Raw genomic sequence first — 16,816 nt, 5'->3', positions numbered from 1 at the left:
CCCCTTCCGTCCCCCTGGCCCCCGGGCCGGCGACAAACTTCGTCAAATATTTGGGCGTGCATCCTGCATGTGGGCCGCGTCCTCCTGATTTTAGAGGCTTGAATTCTCGCTCCGTCTGCCCCCTCATCGCCCCCCTCCGTTCGTGCCCGACACGAAAACCTCGAACCCGTACCTGATCCTCTTTGCGCTCTGGCTGATGATGTTCTCGGCCAGCAGCCAGTTGATCATCATGGTGCCCATTCTCCCGGAGATCGCGGCGACGCTTGGGGTGAACGCGTTCTGGCAGGGCATGCTGCTCACGGCCTACGCGCTCTCGCTGGGGGTGTCGGCCCTCATTACGGGCCCGGCGTCCGACCGCATTGGGCGCCGGCTCATTCTGCTGTACGGGACCATCCTGATGGCCGTCACGCTCACCCTCCACACGGTGGCGGAGAGCTACGTCCTGCTGTTCTCGATGCGCCTGCTGGCGGGCATCGGGGGCGGCATGCTCACCAGCGGCTCGGTGGCCTACGTGGGGGACTACTTTCCGTACGAGCAGCGCGGCTGGGCCAACGGGTGGGTGATGAGCGGCACCGCCTTCGGGCAGGTGGCCGGCATCCCGATCGGCAAGGTGCTCGCAACCGGCTTCGGCTACCGGTGGCCCTTCCTCATGTTTGCGGTGCCCATGGCCGTCTCGGCCGTCCTGATCTGGCTGTACGTCCCGCAGCCGGACGCCGACCTCGACGACCAGCGGCTCACGCCGGCCCGCCTCGTGGAGAAGTACCGGGCGGTGCTTCGGGGCTCCGACGCCGTCAACGCCGTCGCGTCGTACCTCCTCATGTTCTCCGGCTTCGGGCTCTTCACGTCGTTCCTCCCCAGCTGGCTCGAATCCACGGTGGGCGTGTCGAGCTACGAGATTGCCCTCCTCTTCGCCATCGGGGGCACCGCCAACATTCTCGCGTCCCCGCTCGGGGGGCGCCTCTCGGACCGGATCGGGCGCAAGCCGATCGTGGTGTGGGCGTCCCTGGCGCTGGGCCTCCTCATGGCGTTTGCCCCGCTCTACATCACGGGCTTCCTCATCGCGGCCGTGCTCTTTTTCCTGGCCATGGGCCTGATCGGGATCCGCGTGGGGCCGCTGCAGTCGCTTATCACGGCGCTCGTGCCGGACCGCCAGCGGGGTCTCCTCATGGGCCTCGCCATGAGCGTGGGCCAGGCCGGGTTCGGGTTCGGCAGCTTCGTGGCCAGCATCACGTACGGCCCCTACGGCTTCTTCAGCAATGCCGTCGGCGGCGCGCTCGCGATGATCGGCATGGCCGGCCTCGTGCACTGGGGCCTCCCGGAGCCGCCGCTCGCCTCGGTGGAGGAGCCCCCGCCCGACGCCCCGAGTGTCGCGGAGGCGCCGTAGCGGGCCGTGTGTAGTCCGAGGGCAAGCCGGGCTCCCGAATTAGGCAAACTGCCAGAGGAGGAGCGCAAGCACGGCCAGGGCACTGCCCCAGAGCACGAGGGCGATGCGGGTGGAGGTGCGGGCCTGCGCCACGTCGCGCCAGTCGCGGGGCCGCACACCGAGCAGCAAAAACGTGCACACCGCCGCCAGATTGAGGGCGACGACATTGGTCACCGTGAGCAGGGCCGCCCGGAGGGCCGGGTCGGGATGCCCCGCCCCAAGCAGGAGGCCCGTGGCCACGGCGGGGGGCAGCAGCGCCACCGCCACCATCACCCCCACAAGGCCCGTGGCCCCGCCCCGAGTGACCGCCAGCGCCCCGGCCGCCCCCGCCGCGCCGGCCAGCGCGATGTCGGCGATCCCGATGACCGTGCGCCCCGCCAGCTCGCCCGTAGCCGGGTCGACCGCCATGACGCCCCCGAGGCCCAAGGCCCCGCCGAGGGCCAAGGCCAGCCCCGTCACGTTTGCCCAGGCGGACTGCCTGAGCAGGTCCAGGTCCCCGAGGGTGGTGCCGAGCGCGAGGGCCAGGTTGGGGCCGACGAGGGGCGCGATCACCATGGCCCCGATCACCACGGCGGTCTGGTTCCGCAGCATGCCCCCGGCCGCGACGATCACCGAAAGGGCGATGAGCGCGTAGTAGTAGCTGGAGACGTCCGTCGCGTCGCGGGCGTACTCGTAGAGCTCGGCCCGCCCCACCCGCGCGGCGCTCTCTTCGTCCTCCTCCTCGGCGGCCTCACCGCCTGCCCGCGTCTCCCCTTCGTCCGCGTCCACCTCGGGCCGCGGCAGCGTCGCCTCCACGGCCTGGATCACCACCCGATACTCGGTGATCGCCGTGCCCTCCACCCAATCCAGGAACGGCTCGGTGTCCTCCACCTCCATGAGCAGGCGGTCCACGCGCTGCCCATCGTCGATCGCGTAGGTCCAGTGCCCGAGCACGTCGTGGGGGGCGTCGGGCACGTCGAGGGCGTCGTCCGTGTCCGGGTGGTAGAGGTCGATCAGGCGGAGGGCCATACGGGCGGCACACGCGGGGCGAGGAGGGAGGGTGGCGGGCGTACCTTTAGAGGATAACCACGACGCCGCCGCGCATCCAGCCGGGCCGGTCGGGGCCCTTCCGTAGATGCGTCCGGCCCCAAGAAAATACGGTCCCAATACAATACGGCCCCAATACAAAAGGGACGCAGGCCACCGGGCGTCCGGTGCCGCCTGCGTCCCCGTACGGAGACCTCAGTGTCGCCGAACCGTCGGCGGGGATCGGTTAGAAGTAGATCCCGATGTTCACGTTGAAGGCCGTTCGCCATTCGTTGTCGTTGTTCTCCGCCATGACCCCGGAGAAGGTTCCGTCAAACGGCTGGTTAAACGGGTGGCCCTTGCTAATAATCAGGTCCGTGTAGACGAACAGCGGACCGGCCGACGTGAGAAAGCCGATGTCGTGGTTGACGTTGTCATTCCACGCGTCCACGTCCTTCGTCACCTGACTGAAGTCGTAGTACGGCTTGATCTCCGAGATCGGGCCGGCATTCACCGGAATGTGGTACGCCAGACTGGACGAGTACACGTTGTGCTCACTCGCCACCCGGTTGGGAGACCCGTAAGCCCCCATCACGACGAAGCGGTCATCGGTCACGCTTGGAGGGTTCAACTCCTGCTGGGCAAACTCCAACTTCGCCTCGAAGCCGCCGTAGCGGCCCTGGAGATGCGCGGCGTACGCGGCATGCCAGTCGGTTTCGCCGGTTCCCTCATTCAGGAGCTGGCCCCGCTGCCCGGACACACCGACCTTCGTGAAGCCGAGCCCACCGTGGTCAAAGGAGTAGGCCACCTTCGCGTTGAACTGGTGCTGTTCGGTCACGCCGCGGGTGTCGATGTATCCGGCGCTCGTGCTCGGGACTACGTCGTAGGAGTACCGCCCCGCATTGCTAGCGCCGAAGAAATCGGTCTGCTCGGAGTTCATGTAATAGGCCCCCTGGATGTCCCAGCCATTGGCCTGGTACATCGCCTTGATGCCGGCCTCGTAGTCGTCCTCTAGACCGACGTAGTACGTGTTGTTGAAGAACCAACTGCTGGAGGCGTACGGCTGGATGCCGAACGGCACCTGGCTCACGCCGACCTGGATCTGGCGGGCGTCACTGAATTCGTACCCGACCCAGCCATGGTGAATGTAGTTGCCCCCAAAAGACTCCGGGTAGAATGCCCACTCGGCGTCGAAAATGAGGCTTCCGTAGGACCCACTGGCCCCAATCCGGAAGGTATCGAACGTGAATCCACCATTTCCGAGTACATTGTCGGCCTGGTCCTCAAAGTTTCCGTTCTGGCCGGCGCCATACGACCGGAAAAGGGCGTTGAAGCGAAGCGAACCGTTAAAGCTCACGTCGAGCGTCGGCTCGTCCTGCTGGGGCGCCGCCGCGTCGGTGTCGCTCTCCCAAGCGTTGGCGACCAGGGAGGTGGCGTTGGTGCTGTCATCGGCGGGCTCCGGGTCGTCGGCGAGGGCCGAGCCGGGGAGCATCAATCCAGCGGTGAGAAAAAGCGCGAGGACTGCAGTGCAGTACCGGTTCATATGGGAACGTCGTGCGTTATGAGAAAGGGTCACAAAGGGTAGCGTAGTGCTACAAACGAGACCGGAGGTGATCCGGTCATATCGTGTAGATCAGGGGAAGAGATTGCGATAATGTTATCAGGGCGGCGCCCGGGAGCCGCGGCCGGCCGCACGGCCCTACGCCTCCTGATCGCGGGAGTGGGTCGCGTCGTCCGGAAGGGGCGTCACGGCCTCGTCCGAGGCGGCACACGCCTCGGCCTGGTCGAGCCATTGGGTGACGTGCTCCGGGTGGTTCCGCACCCACTGCTCGGCGGCCCCGCTCTTGCTCATGTCGCCGCGGGTGCGAAACGTGTTCATGAGGCTGCCGATCTGCTGGTCGGTCACCTCAAACTTTTGCAGGAAGCAGACGGCCTCTTTCGGAAACTCGTCGATGAACTGGTTGTCGACGACCGTGAAGATGTCCTCCGGCGGCCCGTAGGCGGGCGACTGGTTCGTCTTCCCCTCCTGGAGGTACCGAAGGTCAAACGCGCTCCACTTCCAGTGCGGCTTCCACCCCGCCACGATGATCGGCTGGCGGTCCTGAATGGCGCTTCGGAGGCGCTGCCACGTGGCCGGGCCGCTGGCCGCCACCACCGAGAAGCCCTCGATGCCGTGCTGGTCCAGCACCTGGCGGATGTTGTCGTTGGTGGGGGAGCCGGCCTCAATGCCGTAGATCTTTTCGCCGAGCGCCTCGCGGTACTCGCCGATGTTGGCCGCCGAGCGGAGGTCCATGTACGCCGGCACCACGAGCCCGCCCGAGGTGCCCCGGTACGTGTAGCCGAGCTTCTGGAGTTGGCCCTGGAGGTCGCCCCACGAGTTTTGGTGCGTGGTGGGGAGCCAGGCCTCGTTGAAAAAGTCCCGATCCCCCTCCGCCACCGACGAAAAGGCGATGCCGCCGCCCTGGGCCTCCTTCAGGTCCACCGGCACGTTTAGGCTGTCCTCCAGCACCTGGGCCTGCATGTAGCTCATGGCGAGGCCCTCAATCCAGTTCACCGTCACCATCTTCAGGGGGGGCGACGATGCCGACGCGCCACCACCGGCGCTGTCGGAGGCATCCCCCCCACAGCCCATTGTGCCCAGCGCAAGGAGCGACGCGGCAACGGCCGCCGCGCAGTACGAGCGGCACAGGGCGCGTGCCGCAGTGATGAGTCGTTTCATCGGAAGGACGCATTAATCAGAGAGGTAGCGTGAAAGGCAAGGTGCCCCGGCCGCCCGCACAGGGCGTGCGCGGGCCCGCCGGCGCCATGTCCGTCCATAAAACACCCCCGACCGCCGGACGGCAATCGGGGGTGCTGCGTCGTCAAAACCAGAGCCAGACGCCTACGTGCTCTGCTCGCGCGAGAACGTGGCGTCGTCCGGGAGCGTCTCCACCGCGCCGTCGGACGCAGCGCACTCCTCGGCCTGCTTGGTCCAGGCGTTGACGTCCTCCTGATGGTCTTCAATCCACTGGTTGGCGGCCTCCCGCTTGCTCATGTCGCCGCGGTTGCGGAAGTCGCCCATGAGGCTCTCAATCTCTTCGTCGGTCACCTCCGAGACCTTCAGGAAGCACACGACCTCCTTCGGAAACTCCTCCGTGAACTCGTTGTCCACGATCTTGAAGACATCCTCGGGGTTTCCGAAGACGGGCGACTGACCGGTCTGCGCCCCTTCGAGGTACTTCAGGTCAAACGAGCCCCACTTCCAGTGCGGGTACCAGCCCGTAACGACGATGGGCTGCTCGTTGTTGACCGCGTTCTCCAGGGCCTGCCACGTCGCCGGGCCGCTGGACGCCACGACCGAGAACCCGTCGAGGCCGTTGTTCTCAAGAATCGTGCGCGTCTGGTCGTTGACCGCCGCGCCGGACTCGATGCCGTTGATCTCGCCACCGAGCTCGTCGCGGTAGTTTTCCAGCTCTGAGACGCTGGAGATGTCCATGTACGCCGGCACGGTCAGGCCCACCGAGGTGCCCTTGTAGGTGTACCCCAGCTTGGCGGCATTTCCCTGCGCCTTGCTCCACGGGTCCTGGTGGGTCGTGGGGAGCCACGCCTCGTTGAAGTAGTCGCGGTCCCCCTCGGCCACCGACGAGAAGGCGATGCCGCCGCCGCCCACCTCCCGGACGTCAACCTCCATGTCGTACTGGTTTTCCATGATCTGCTCCTGGACGTAGGTGAAAGCCATCCCCTCGATCCAGTTCACCGTGACCATGTTCATCTTGCGCGATACGTCCTGGCTGTCCCCGCCGCCCCCGCCGCAGCCGGCAAGCCCGGTCCCGAGGAGACCAACGGCCGCGACCACGGCGATGAACGAGCGGAGTGATGTCGAAGAAAGATTCATAGCGTTAGGGTTTTTGCTTGTGATGATGAGTGTCCAAGTGGTACGGCAAAGCGAAGAAGCGTGCCCGGACGACGGCCAGTTCTGACGCCCTCGTCCGGGCCGTGTTGCACGAGCCTCCCCCTTTCAGCAGCACGCGCGGGTCACCCGGTCGTGGGCTGGGTCGAGGCGCCGGCCTTCTCCCCCACGGCCTGCGTGATGCGGTCCAGAAAAATCGCCAGAATGACGATGGCCAGTCCCCCCTCAAACCCGACCCCGATGCGCAGCTGCTGGATGCCTTCCACGACCGGGTCCCCGAGCCCGCCCGCCCCAATGAGCGCGGCGATTACGACCATCGACAGGGCCAGGAGCACCGTCTGGTTCACGCCCGCCAGGATGGTGGGCAGGGCCATCGGCAGCTCCACCTTGAAGAGCATCTGGCTCGGGGTGGACCCGAAGGACTCCGCCGCCTCCACGGCCTCCTCCGACACCTGGCGGATGCCGAGGTTGGTCAGGCGCACGCACGGGGGCGTGGCGAAGATAAAGGTGGCGATCACGCCCGGCACTGCCCCCAGCCCGAAGAGCACAACGGCCGGAATCAGGTACACGAACGCCGGCATTGTCTGCATGAAGTCGAGCACCGGCCGGACGATCGCGTCCACCACGTCGTTTTTCGCCGCCCAGATGCCCACGGGAATGCCCACGAGGAGCGAGATTAGCGTCGCCGTGGCGATAAGGGCGAGGGTCTGCATCGCAAACTCCCACAGCCCCATGCCGAAGGCAATCTCCATCCCGAACAGGGCAATCTCGACGTCCTCCAGGAGGGTCAGCCCGACGACCGTAAAGACGGCCACGCCGCGGGACGCCACCCACCACGCGAGGGCGGTAAAGAGCACGATCATCGCCCAGCTTGGGAGGAAGAGCAGTACGTCCTTCGCCCCCTGGATGGTCGCTCCGATCACGAGCTCAATCCCGTCGAGAAGCGGACCGAAGTTGTTCTGAATCCAATTGATGAGGGACGCAAAGGCGCCGCCGAGGTCCAATTGCATTGTGCACTCGAGTGTGGTCGTTCAGGGCAATGAGCGTAGGGAGGGGACAGACCGTCGTCGGGGATCAGGCCACCGCTGCTTCGGGGTCTTCGTCGGTCCGGCCGGCGCGGGCGTCCCGCCGCCGCGCCCCGTCGGCATTCTGCACGACCTCCTCCATCACGGCGTCCTGACTGACGACGCCCTGAAGGGTGCCGCCCGAGTCGCGAACGGCCAGGGGCCCGTCGGCATCGACCAGTGCCGGGAGCAGCTCGGCAATCGGCGTGTGGGGCGAAACGGACGGCCCGTCGGCGGCCACCGTCTCGTCGTCGCCGAGGGACCGCATTACGGTGCGGGCGGGGACGATCTTCGTGCGGTCCACGTTTTCGACGAAGGACCGAACGTACTCGTCGGCCGGCTCGGTGAGGATTTCGGTGGGGGTGCCAATCTGGGCAATCCGGCCGTCCTTCATGATGGCGATGCGGTCGCCCATCTTCAGCGCCTCGTCGAGGTCGTGGGTGATGAAGAGAATTGTGCAGGCCGGGTCCCACTGCTCCTGCAGCTCCAGCAGCTCGTTCTGCATGTCGGCCCGGATGAGGGGATCCAGGGCACTGAACGCCTCGTCCATCAGCAAAATTTCGGGGTCGTTGACGAGGGCACGGGCCAGCCCCACCCGCTGCTGCATGCCCCCACTCAACTGGCTGGTCTGGCTGTCCTCGTACCCGTCCAGCCCCACGAGCTCCAGCGACTGGCGGGCCTTCTCACGCCGCTTCTCTTTGTCCATGCCCGCGACCTCGAGGCCGTACTCCACGTTCCCGATGACCGTCCGGTGGGGAAAAAGCCCGAAGTTCTGGAAGACCATTGACATCTTGGTCCGGCGCAGCTTGCGGAGGCGATCCTCATCGAAGGCCGTCACCTCGTCGTCGTGGACGTGCACCTTCCCAAACGTCGGCTCGATCAGGCGATTGACGCACCGGAGCAGGGTCGACTTGCCGCTGCCCGAAAGGCCCATCACCACGAAGATCTCCTGCTCCTGGACCTCAAAGTTGGCGTCGTCGACCGCGATCACGGAGCCGGTTTCCGCCTTCACCTCGGCCTTCGACATGCCCTCCTTCGCAAGGGTGCGGGCGCGCTCGGGGTCCCCCCCAAAAATTTTCCAGAGTCCCTCTGCCTCAATAACAGCCATGGCGTACGTAGCTTGTTCGCTGGGTGTGAGCGTGGTGGGACGGGCACTGCCTCGGGGGGACAGGCCGACGCGACATTTCTCGCCTGTTCCCAAGACTCTACTTAATTAGCTTCTCGAAGGGAACATGTTTAGGAAACGGGGACGGTTTCCTGTGTTCTCCCCCTCTTTCATACAACCTTATCAAGAATCACAGGGACAAAGGCCTCCCGTCTCGTCCCGTCCCTTTTATACCTCAATAATTTTCGAAAAGGCGTTTGAAGTATAGAACCAAACAAAAAGCCAGAGAACGCTCGGGCGGGGCCGCCCATCGGTCCGCCCGACGGCGTCGGGCCCGAACGCCCAGGGGCCCGATTCGTAGACCGACTGCTTGCATCTTGAATCAACCGGCTCGTGCTCCATGCCCGACGATCGCTCCGCGAAGGTCATCGAAACCGTCGCCGACGGCCTGCGCCTGCAGGTGGGCGACCTGCCCGGCGACTACGCCCCCAACCTCCTGAAGGCCGAGCCCGCCGCCTACGTCGTCGGCTTCACGGCGGGGGTGAGCCGCGCGATGGACGTGCCGGTGGGCAACCACACGATCCGCACGCTGGAGCGGGGCTGCCGGCAGGGCCTCCCCCGGGACGGCGACCTCGGGCAGCGCCTCGCCGACATCGCGGCGGGCATCGTCTTCGACGGAAGCGTCACGAACGACCCGGACCTCACGACAATTCGGGAGGACGGCGAAGAGGAGGGCCGGGCCTTCGTCGAGGACCGGTCGCCTCCCTCCCTGCTCGACGACCTGGTTCGCGGGTGAACGGAGGCCGACCGGCGCCCCCAGCGGTGCGGCCGGTCCGTTTGCCTTCGGTCCGTTCCCCTGCCCGGGACGCCTCGGGCCCCGCCGTCATCGAAAAGAGCGCCGGTCCCCGGGAGACCGACGCTCCATGCTCGTCGAAGCAACCACGGCCTGACGCCACGGCACTAGGCCGTGACCGGCTCGGCGTGCTCGATGCGGGTGCCGAGCACGTCCAGGAACTGCCGGATCCAGGCCGCGTGGGCGGGCCAGGCGGGGGCCGTGACGAGAGTCCCGTCGGTCACCGCCTCATTCATCTCCACGTCGGCGTAGGTGCCCCCGGCCGCCTCCACCTCCGGGGCGCAGGCCGGGTACGCGGAGCAGCGGCGGCCGTCGAGCACATCGGCGGCGGCGAGCGTCTGCGCGGCGTGACAGATGGCCGCGACGGGCTTGTCCTCCGCAAAGAAGTGCCGCGTCATCTCGATAACACGGTCGTTCAGGCGCAGGTACTCCGGCGCGCGCCCACCCGGCAGGCAGAGCGCATCGTAGTCGGCCGCGTCGACCTCGTCGAAGGTTGCGTTCAGGGCAAAGTTGTGGCCCGGCTTTTCGGTGTAGGTCTGGTCGCCCTCAAAGTCGTGGATCGCGGTCTTTATCGTGTCGCCGGCCTCCTTCTCCGGGCACACGGCGTGCACCTCGTGGCCCGCCAGGTCGAGCATCTGGAAGGGGACCATCGTCTCGTAGTCCTCGGCAAAGTCGCCAACAATCATCAGAATGGATTTGGACATGGCGGCGTCGGGAAATTTGTGAGAGGAACGCGATCGTGCGTGCTTCTGCGCCAGTTCAGCTGTGACGGCATTTTATTCCTGACAAAGAGATAACGCACGGCCGACACAAAAGCTCCGGCCCGCGGGGACCGAATCCAGGCAGGCGGCGACGATGCCCGGGCCGCGTGGTCGACCTCAATGTCTTCGCGCCCCCTCCGGCACGCTACGCCAGCGCCCGTGCGGCCCGGCGGCCCGCCTCGATGGCGCCGTCGAGGTAGCCCGGGTGCTCGGTAGCCGTCTCCGCCGCGGCGACGTGCAGCCGCCCCTCCCAGTGCGGGCGTTGGAGGATGGGGGCCGGGTCCGGCGGCGTGTGCGGCCCCGGCGTGGGCCCTGCGGGCGGCGTGGTGGCCGTGTCGTGGCGCCAGTCGGCCGTTGCGAGGCCGGTGGGCGCCCCGGCCGCCTCGCCGAAGCAGTGCACGAGCTGACGAACGAGGGCCTCCTCCTGCTCCCCCGAATCGCTCGGCGTGGGCGAGCCGGGGCCCGGGGGATGCATGAAGCCGACGAGCGCGGCGGGGCCGTCGGGGGGCGTGGCGTCGTGCCAGTCGTGCACCGGACCGGCCGCGCTCCGCACACGCCCGGCGAGGCCCTGCTCGCGCCAAAACGGACGGTCGTAGGTCACGGCCGCCTTGGCCGAGGGGCTCATCCAGGTGGTGGTGCCGCGGAGGGCCGAGGCCAGCGCGTCCGGGAGGGCGGGCTCAAACTGAAGGGTGTGCCCGGCCAGCCGGGGCGGGACCGCGAGCACGACCGCATCGACCGACGTGGTCTGCGGGCCGTCGGGCGTCCGGGCGGTGGCCTGCACCGTCGCCCCCGTGCGCCGTAGGGACCGGAGGCGGTGGCGACGTCGGAGCGCAGCGTCCGGAAGCGTGGCGGCGAGGCGCTCGTGCAGGGCCTGGGTCCCCTCTACGAGGCGCCAGGAGGGCGGCGGCGCCTCGGGCCACTCGAAGTGCTCCACGGGCTCGTCCCGGGCCCATTCCTGGACCGCCACGCCCGGCTCGTGCTGGCGCACCCGCTCAAGGCCGAGGCGCTCCGCCAGCGCGCGCACCCGTCGGTGCTCCGCCCAGTGCCAGGCGGCCCCCAGGTCGAGGCGCCCCCCGTCGGGGCCGACGGCCGGGCTTCGGCACCGTCCCCCCACGCGGTCACGCGCCTCCCAGACGCGGACCGACACGCCCGCCGCGTGCAGGTCCGTGGCCGCCACGAGGCCTCCGAGCCCCGCCCCCACGACGAGAACGGACGACGACTCAGGCACGCTCGGCCTCCCCCGGTCCGGTCGACGACCGAAAATACGCGTCGACGCTGTACCGGCCGGGGCCCGTCAGCAGGAGCGCGACGAACACCGTCGCCATCTCGGTGGCGTGCCAGGGCCCCTCGCCGGCCGCGAGGTGGCTGGAAAAGGCGACCGTCATCACCACGAGCAGGAGCCCGAGGACGGGCCGGAAGAGCAGGCCGAGCAGGAGGCAGAGGCCGCCCACGAACTCCGTGGCCGCCGCCATGAAGCCCCAGAACGTGGGCCAGACGGTGATCCCAAAGAGTTCCATGGTGCGTCCAAGGTCGGCCCACGTCCCCGGGCCGCCGGCCATTTTGTCCCACCCGTACACGAACACGAACGAGACGCCGATGCCGACGCGGAGCACGAGCAGGGCGAGATCGACGGAGGTCCACCGGGACGAATCCATATCCACTGCTGCCTGAACGTTCGTAGATGCGAGGGGCCGTTGCGGGCTGTGTCTCGCCGCCCGCCAGGGCCGTACGGGCGCTATCCCGCGATCTCGTCGACGCTGTATTTGCCGGGGCCCACGAAGACGAGGCTCAGGAAGACGAAGCCGTAGACGAGCGCGCTCTCCGGACTGCCGTCGATCATGCCGGTCATGTGCGCGGTGGCGGCGACCCCCATGTTGATCACGAGCAGGAGGGCGGCCGGGCGGGTGAACAGGCCGAGGACGACGAGCAGGGCGCCCGCAAACTCCGCAAAGGCGGCCATGAACCCCCAGAAGGTTGGGGCGAAGCCGAGGCCGAAAAGCTCCATGGTGCCGCCCAGTCCGGCCCACTGTTCGGGCCCCCCGAGGATTTTGCCCCACCCGTGCCCGATGGCCATGTACAACCCGATCGTCCCCCGGAGCAGAAGCAGGCCCAGGTCGCGAAACTTGCTGAGGTGCGTCCAGATCATAGCTCGACGTGCAGTTGGAGAAAGCTGGGTGAACCCGCTTCAAGTATAGAAAACGGCGGGCGGTTTGTCGAGCGGGGTCGTCCGGTCGGGGACAACGTGGGGGGACAGGTGCCGCGTCGCAGGTCGAAGAGCCCCCCCGAAGCGCGGCGCGAAGGGCCTACTCGATCGTCCACGTTTCGCCGGAGCGGAGCAGCGCGTCGAGGTCGCCCTCCCCCTGCTCCGCGGTGACGGTGTCGATCTGCTGGTGGACGCGCTCCGCGTACGTGGGCCGCTCGGTGCGGTGGACCACGCCGAACGGGCGGGGCAGCTGTGTGCCGGTCTCGTCGAGGCGGGGAATCGGGTCGCCGTCGTCGTCCTGCCACGACATGCGCCCGAGGATGGTGGCCAGCTCCTTGGAGGTCTCGTCGTGCACGAGGCAGTCGTCGACCGACCAGCCGTCGGCCTCCAGATCAATCACCTCGGGCTGGAGGGTGTCGAGCCGAATGCCCCTCGTGCCGTTGGCGAACGTCATCGGTTCGCCGTGCTCCAGGAAGAGCGCGCGTTCGTCTTTCGTCTCCCGCTCGGTGAATTCAAAGAAGGCCCCGTCGTTGAAGATGTTGCAGTTCTGGTAGATCTCCAGGAAGCCGGTGCCGTCGTGGTCGTGGGCCGCGCGCATCATGGCCTTCATGTGCTGCGGGTCGCGGTCCATCGTGCGCGCCACGAACGAGGCGTCGGCCCCCAGCGCGACGGAGACGGGGTTGAAGGGACGGTCTACGGAGCCGTAGGGCGTGCTCTTCGAGACGGTGCCCGCGTCGGAGGTCGGGCTGTACTGGCCCTTCGTGAGGCCGTAGATCTCGTTGTTGAAGAGCAGGATCTGCGTGTCGAGGTTGCGGCGCAGGACGTGGATCAGGTGGTTGCCCCCGATGGAGAGCGCGTCCCCGTCCCCCGTCACCACCCACACGTCCAGCTCCGGGTTGCTCGTCTTGAGGCCCGTGGCGATGGCCGGCGCCCGGCCGTGGATGCCGTGCATGCCGTAGGTGTCCATGTAGTACGGGAAGCGCCCCGCACACCCGATGCCACTGATGAACACGACGTTCTCCTTCTCCACCCCCAGGTCCGGCAGCAGGCGCTGCACGGTGGACAAGATGGCGTAGTCGCCGCAGCCGGGGCACCAGCGCACCTCCTGGTCGGACTGGAAGTCCTCGCGGGAGAGCGCCTCGCCCGCCCCATCGCCCCCGTAGCCGGGCGGGAGCGTGGGGCCGTCGTCCCCATCGCCATCACTGCCGGGCGAGGGCGGGCCCGCGGGTTTTTTTGCCCCCGGCGGCCCGGCCGGTTTTTTCGTGCCCGGGGCGTCCGATTCGCCGTTCTCGCCCCCGAGCCCCGGAGGAAGATCCGGTTTCTTCGTGCCGGGTGATGTCTCCTGGTCGGACGCGCCCTGGTCCTGATCGTCGCTGTCATCGGCAAGGCCGGGCGGGAGGTCCGGCTTCTTGGTGCCGTCGGGCGTCTGGCCGTTTGGGCTGGGGTCGGGCGTGTCGGTGCTCATCGGTTCGTAGCGGGTCCGTCAGTGGGGATGCTTTCCTGGAGCGACGTATTTCGTATTGCGTATTTCGCATCTCCGCCTCGGACCGATACGCAATACGAAACACGCAGTACGGCGAAAGGAAGAGGGCAAACGAATCTCAGTCTGGCAGACAGTCATGCAGGGGCCGGTCTCCCAAGAAGAGAGCCAATCTCCTCCACAATCTCCTCCGCCCGGAAGGGGCGGCCCTGAATCTTGTTGAGGGGCGTGAAGTCCCAACTCGGGTACTGGTCGCGCAGGACGCGGATGAGCTGGCCGTTGTTGAGCTCGGGCACGAGCACGTGGTCGAAGCGCCCGAGCACATCGGCGAGGTCCGCCGGCAGGGGCCACACGTGGCGGAGCACGACGCTGCCGACGCGACGCCCCCGGTCGACGGCCCGTTCGGTGGCCTCTTCAATCGCGCCCTTCGTAGAGCCCCAGCCGAGCACGAGCAGATCGCCGTCGGAATGGCCGTACACCTGCGTTGGCGGAATGTCCTGGGTCACGTTCTGCACCTTCTGCGCCCGGATCTCCACCATCTTCTGGTGGTTCTCGGCGTCGTAGGACACATTGCCCGTCTTGTGCGCTTTCTCCAGCCCCCCGAGGCGATGCTCCAGGTCGGGCGTGCCGGGCCGGGCCCACGCACGGGCCAGCGTCTCCGGGTCGCGCGCGTACGGCAGAAACTGGTCGTTCCCGTCCTGGTCCTTGTGCATCGTGCGCTCGGTCGCCTCCGTCTCAAAGTCGACGTCGAACGCCGGGAGCGTGTCGGTGTCCGGGATGCGCCACGCCTCCGACCCGTTCCCGAGGTAGCCGTCGGCCAGCACGAGGACGGGCGTGCGGTACTTGGCCGCGATGCGGCACGCCTCGTAGGCGGTGTGGAAGCAGTCGCCCGGCGAGGTGGCGGCGAGCACCGGGAGCGGGGCCTCGCCGTTGCGGCCGTAGACGGCCTGCAGGAGGTCGCCCTGCTCCGGCTTCGTGGGCAGGCCGGTGGAGGGGCCGCCGCGCTGCATGTCGATCACAACGAGGGGCAGCTCCGTCATCACCCCGAGGCCGATCGTCTCCGTCTTCAGGGCCACGCCGGGGCCGGAGGTGGCACACACGCCGAGGTCGCCCCCGAAGCTGGCGCCGAGCGCCGAGGTGGCGGCCGCGATCTCGTCCTCGGCCTGGAAGGTGATGACGCCGAAGTTTTTGTGTTCGCTCAGCTCGTGCAGAATGTCGGACGCCGGCGTAATGGGGTAGGAGCCGTAGAAGAGACGCAGGTCGCTCTTCACGCTCGCGGCCACCAGCCCCAGGGCGAGCGCCTCCGCCCCCCGCACGGCGCGGTAGGTGCCGGGCGCCATCGCCGCCTCGTTCACCTCGTACCGCGTCCCGATGGCGTCGACGGTCTCCCCGTAGTGGAATCCCTTCTCGAGAACCGTCAGGTTGGCGTCTCGAATCGCCGGCGTGTCGCCAAACTTCTCCCGAATCCACTCCTGTGCCGGCTCCACGGGCCGGGAGTACATCCAGAGGGCCAGCCCGAGGGCAAACATGTTTTTCGACCGGTCGACCTTCTGCAGCGACAGGTCCGTGTCGGACAGGGCCTCGCGGGTGATCTCGGTCAGCGGCACCTCCTGCACCTGGTAGTCGTCCAGCGTGCCGTCCGTGAGCGGATTCTGGTCGAGGTCGGCCTTCGTCAGGTCCTTCTCCTCGAAGGCGTTGACGTTGACGATGATGGTGCCGCCCGGCCGCACGCGGTGGAGGTGCACCTTGAGCGCCGCCGCGTTCATGGCGACGAGCAGGTCCACCTTCTCGCCCGGCGTGCGCACCTCTTCGGCGCCGAAGTGAAGCTGGAAGGCGCTCACGCCAAAGGTGGTGCCGGCCGGGGCCCGAATCTCGGCGGGGTAGTCCGGCAGCGTCGCCAGGTCGTTCTGGGCGTAGGCGGAGGCGAGGGTAAACTGCGACCCGGTAATCTGCATTCCGTCCCCGGAGTCCCCGGCGAAAAGGACCGTAGCTTCGGGGATTTCTTTCGTGTCCGTCGTGTCGGCGGGCGCGCTCATTCGTATCGTTTAGATCCGTTCTAAATTGGCGGCACGTTCAACGCTGGCCCCCACCCGAAGGTTCGAGGGCGGGGCCGCGTGCGGGGTCGTCCCCCCGCTGCTTTCAACTGGGGTTCACGCCGCCAGGGCGCGCCGGTCGGGATCGCCTCTGCCGGTCACGACTCCGCAGCGTGTGCCCCGTCTTCGTCGCCCGGTGACGTGTGGAGCCCACACTCCGTTTTGTCCCGGTCGCCCCAGCGCCCCTCCCGGGAATAGCCGTCGGCCTGGTCCACCGGCTCGGTGCACGGGACGCAGCCGAGGCTGGGGTAGCCCTGGTCGTGCTTCGGATTGTAGGGGAGGTCGTGCTCGAAGAGGTACTTCCAGACCTCCTTCTGCGTCCAGTTCGCCAGCGGGTTGATCTTGAACACCCCGTACTGGCCTTCCCAGGACAGGATGTCCGTGTCGGCGCGGCGCTCGGACTGGTCACGCCGGACGCCGGTGATCCAGGCCCGGCGGTCGTCCAAAAAATTCCGGAGCGGCTTCACCTTGCGGAGGAAGCAGCAGCGGTTCGGGTTTCGGTTCCACAGCTCTTCCCCCTCCTGCTCGGCCTGCTCGTCGAGCGACAGCCCCCCGTGGACCCGCGTCACGTCCACGTCGAGCCGCTCGTCCAGGTCGTCGCACAGCTCGTAGGTCTCCGGGAAGAGCAGGTCGGTATCGAGGTAGAAGACCGTCGTGCCGGGCCGGAGGTCGGCCAGCATGTGCATGATGACGATCCCCGACGGGCCGAATCCCGTCCCCTGCGCCAGGTCGTCGCCGAAGGTGTGCGTGGCCCAGTTGAGGATGGCCTTCGGGCCGTGCGGCTCAAACTGCGCGTTCAGGGCCGCCAGTCGCGTACTCGACCAGGGCGAGGCGCTTTCGTCGGAGGCGAAGGCCATTGCGGCGAGAGAGCGTGAACGAAGAGCAGGAGAACCTGGGTTGGCACCCGATTTGCACCAGATTGGTTCAAAACAAGGGGCTG

The 16,816-nt window shown here is 67.5% G+C and carries 15 protein-coding genes; 2 read left to right on the top strand and 13 right to left on the bottom strand.

The features are described from left to right. Positions 1 to 142 precede the first annotated feature (142 nt). On the top strand, positions 143 to 1,384 hold the full coding sequence (locus OJA40_RS10300) for an MFS transporter (RefSeq protein ID WP_208427445.1): 1,242 nt from the start codon (positions 143 to 145) through the stop codon (positions 1,382 to 1,384). A 39-nt stretch (positions 1,385 to 1,423) separates the two neighbouring features. Here OJA40_RS10300 and OJA40_RS10295 read toward each other — a convergent pair whose 3' ends face one another. The 6 genes from OJA40_RS10295 to OJA40_RS10270 form a co-directional block, all read right to left on the bottom strand. Next, on the bottom strand, positions 1,424 to 2,431 hold the full coding sequence (locus tag OJA40_RS10295) for a TIGR00341 family protein (protein ID WP_263792469.1): 1,008 nt from the start codon (positions 2,429 to 2,431) through the stop codon (positions 1,424 to 1,426). A 244-nt stretch (positions 2,432 to 2,675) separates the two neighbouring features. Beyond that, positions 2,676 to 3,971, bottom strand: a complete 1,296-nt coding sequence (locus tag OJA40_RS10290; protein WP_208426897.1) for a porin family protein — start codon at positions 3,969 to 3,971, stop codon at positions 2,676 to 2,678. A 156-nt stretch (positions 3,972 to 4,127) separates the two neighbouring features. Beyond that, on the bottom strand, positions 4,128 to 5,147 hold the full coding sequence (locus tag OJA40_RS10285; protein WP_208426898.1) for a glycine betaine ABC transporter substrate-binding protein: 1,020 nt from the start codon (positions 5,145 to 5,147) through the stop codon (positions 4,128 to 4,130). Between the two features lie 162 nt (positions 5,148 to 5,309). Further along, complete coding sequence (locus tag OJA40_RS10280) at positions 5,310 to 6,302, bottom strand: glycine betaine ABC transporter substrate-binding protein (RefSeq protein WP_208426899.1); 993 nt, start codon at positions 6,300 to 6,302, stop codon at positions 5,310 to 5,312. Between the two features lie 140 nt (positions 6,303 to 6,442). Next, complete coding sequence (locus OJA40_RS10275) at positions 6,443 to 7,327, bottom strand: ABC transporter permease (protein WP_263810580.1); 885 nt, start codon at positions 7,325 to 7,327, stop codon at positions 6,443 to 6,445. Between the two features lie 64 nt (positions 7,328 to 7,391). Continuing rightward, positions 7,392 to 8,489 carry a quaternary amine ABC transporter ATP-binding protein gene (locus OJA40_RS10270; RefSeq protein ID WP_208426901.1) on the bottom strand — a complete coding sequence of 366 codons (1,098 nt, stop codon included), beginning with the start codon at positions 8,487 to 8,489 and terminating at the stop codon, positions 7,392 to 7,394. A 397-nt stretch (positions 8,490 to 8,886) separates the two neighbouring features. Here OJA40_RS10270 and OJA40_RS10265 point away from each other — a divergent pair, with 397 nt between their 5' ends. Then, positions 8,887 to 9,282: a hypothetical protein gene (locus OJA40_RS10265; protein WP_263810579.1), complete on the top strand. Its 396-nt coding sequence runs from the start codon at positions 8,887 to 8,889 to the stop codon at positions 9,280 to 9,282. 164 nt (positions 9,283 to 9,446) lie between these two features. On the opposite strand, the gene OJA40_RS10260 is transcribed toward OJA40_RS10265, so the two are convergent. The 7 genes from OJA40_RS10260 to OJA40_RS10230 form a co-directional block, all read right to left on the bottom strand. Continuing rightward, a complete protein-coding gene (locus tag OJA40_RS10260) occupies positions 9,447 to 10,043 on the bottom strand; it encodes a DJ-1/PfpI family protein (protein ID WP_208426903.1) in 597 nt (198 codons plus the stop codon). A gap of 202 nt (positions 10,044 to 10,245) precedes the next feature. Next, positions 10,246 to 11,328, bottom strand: coding sequence for a flavin monoamine oxidase family protein (locus OJA40_RS10255; protein ID WP_263810578.1), 1,083 nt, complete (start codon positions 11,326 to 11,328; stop codon positions 10,246 to 10,248). Next, positions 11,321 to 11,755 carry a DoxX family protein gene (locus OJA40_RS10250; protein ID WP_263792474.1) on the bottom strand — a complete coding sequence of 145 codons (435 nt, stop codon included), beginning with the start codon at positions 11,753 to 11,755 and terminating at the stop codon, positions 11,321 to 11,323. Before OJA40_RS10250 ends, OJA40_RS10255 begins: the two co-directional genes overlap by 8 nt. Positions 11,756 to 11,835: 80 nt before the next feature. Next, on the bottom strand, positions 11,836 to 12,246 hold the full coding sequence (locus OJA40_RS10245) for a DoxX family protein (protein ID WP_208426905.1): 411 nt from the start codon (positions 12,244 to 12,246) through the stop codon (positions 11,836 to 11,838). A gap of 157 nt (positions 12,247 to 12,403) precedes the next feature. Then, positions 12,404 to 13,768 (bottom strand): 2-oxoacid:ferredoxin oxidoreductase subunit beta, encoded by a 1,365-nt coding sequence (locus OJA40_RS10240; RefSeq protein ID WP_208426906.1) that lies wholly within the window; start codon positions 13,766 to 13,768, stop codon positions 12,404 to 12,406. A 152-nt stretch (positions 13,769 to 13,920) separates the two neighbouring features. Further along, on the bottom strand, positions 13,921 to 15,819 hold the full coding sequence (locus OJA40_RS10235) for a 2-oxoacid:acceptor oxidoreductase subunit alpha (protein ID WP_263810577.1): 1,899 nt from the start codon (positions 15,817 to 15,819) through the stop codon (positions 13,921 to 13,923). 155 nt (positions 15,820 to 15,974) lie between these two features. After that, on the bottom strand, positions 15,975 to 16,733 hold the full coding sequence (locus tag OJA40_RS10230; RefSeq protein WP_103017508.1) for a phosphoadenylyl-sulfate reductase: 759 nt from the start codon (positions 16,731 to 16,733) through the stop codon (positions 15,975 to 15,977). Between the last annotated feature and the right edge of the window lie 83 nt (positions 16,734 to 16,816).

This window comes from Salinibacter pepae, from assembly GCF_947077775.1.
GTDB lineage: Bacteria > Bacteroidota > Rhodothermia > Rhodothermales > Salinibacteraceae > Salinibacter > Salinibacter pepae.
Note: the sequence above shows the minus strand (reverse complement) of the source record. Positions and strands in the feature narration are given on the sequence as shown.